Raw genomic sequence first — 1,760 nt, 5'->3', positions numbered from 1 at the left:
CGCCGCGGCGCCCTACGCCGGAGGCAGTGGGTCGATGCTGGGTGCCTCGGTGCTGCAGCCGGGTCACTCAACGGCGCGCCATCATCATGCGCCGGATTCGTCAGTGGTTGATCTGAATCCCCCCGCAGGGGTCGAGTTGCGTGACCATGCTCGTTCTGTGCCGGCGGCGGTGCAGCCAGATCCTCCAATAGGGGTCTCCGGTCGCAACAAGGGTCCCCTCTATTCCAACGATGCGACCGTTGTCGAAGGGCTGAGGTCAGCACTCTATGCCGGTAAGATCGGGGAGATCACGGTCAAGCGCCATGTAAATTCTCTTCTCGGCTTTGGTCGTTGGCTCTTTGACAATAACAGGCCGGGATTTGCTGCTCGGCTTGACGATTCGTCGCTGGATCGGGATCGCAAGGAGTACGAGATCTGGGGTGGTGGCCCCTCGATCGTCAGAGCACTGGGTCGTCTCAAGACGTTGGCGGGCGGAGCGCCAGTGGTGGACCGCCCTGTCCGGAATCCCTACCCTGCCGACGCCGCGCTCATCAGAGATTACACAGCGGCTCTCATCAAAGAGTACAAAGAAGCGCCTGCGACCGGGCCGAATCGCGGTACCATTCAGGTCTATGGATCTACTCTTATACGTTTCAGTGAATACCTGCATGAAAACAAAAAGCCGGGGATTGCGGATCGGCTTCACGAGGGGTCGCTGGATGAAGATGCCAAGCGCTATGTGAACTCCGGTGGTAACCGGAGGATCAGTGCACTAGCTCATCTCCGGAAGTTCGCACTCGGGCGCGAAATTGCCCTTGCTGCTCGTCCGGAAGACGCAGTCGGCATGGAGGCTCGTGCCATTGGGGACGCCGCTGCGCAGCGAAGCGGGCCGCAGGAGGCATTGGGTCGGCCAGAGAAGCCCCCTGGGAAAGCTAAAGACGGGCGGGTGCTCGGCGCATTGGAATGGCTAGGCGACGAACATATCCAGAGGGATTACCAGCTCCTGGAGCAGGAGTTGCAGGGGAACAATCCAGATCTCGCCGCCCGGACGCGGTTCGTGGATCCCCTCGTAGCCAATTATCATCTGCGCTTGGGCTCCAAGAGCGTCATGCTAAGCGCATTCCAGCGCATCGTCCATAAGAACGGTAACGACACAGCCGACTTCCTGTTCGTGCCAGTGAGCGATGCCGGTACGACTCGTGAGGAGCGCGGCACCCATTGGTCGCTGCTGTTCGTTGATCGCAGCGACCGGGAGCGGCCGGTTGCCTATCATTATGACTCCTACAACGGATGCAATGACACGCTTGCAAAAGAGCTCGCAGAAAATCTGGGCGCCAGCCTGGAGACCCGCGTGGGCGTATCCCGCATCGCCCAGCAGAGCAACGGGGTGGATTGCGGAGTCTACGTGGTGGACGGCACGCGGGCGCTGGTTGGGCGATTGCAATCGCAGCCAGATAACCTGAACCTCAACAACCTCGTCGTCAATCGGCAGGCACTACAAACCCGCCTCAGGGGTGACGATACATTCGGAACGACAAATAATCTCACGAACTTTGAACTCATGGACCGAAAGGCCCGAGACGCGGTTAAGGAAAGCCCCGTTGGGACGTTTCACCAGCAGATCAAGCGGCTCGGCCAGTCAGCGCCAGACGTTGCTCCCGGGGACCCATTTAAATTTCAAAGTCTTAAGAGCAAGGGGGACGCCGCTGCGCAGCACAGCGGGCCGCAGGAGGAATACAGTTGGCCAGAGTATCTCCCCCCTGGGAAAGCTAATGAAGACG

Annotated in this window: 1 protein-coding gene; it reads left to right on the top strand. The window is 59.8% G+C overall.

The features are described from left to right. Window positions 1–34: 34 nt before the first annotated feature. A partial coding sequence (locus NKI10_RS30815; RefSeq protein ID WP_352862608.1) for a Ulp1 family isopeptidase occupies window positions 35–1,760 on the top strand: 1,726 nt, incomplete at its 3' end.

Source organism: Mesorhizobium sp. M0802 (genome assembly GCF_040320115.1).
Taxonomy (GTDB): domain Bacteria; phylum Pseudomonadota; class Alphaproteobacteria; order Rhizobiales; family Rhizobiaceae; genus Mesorhizobium.
The sequence above is the reverse complement of the archived record's forward strand: the minus strand, read 5'-3'. Positions and strand labels throughout refer to the sequence as shown.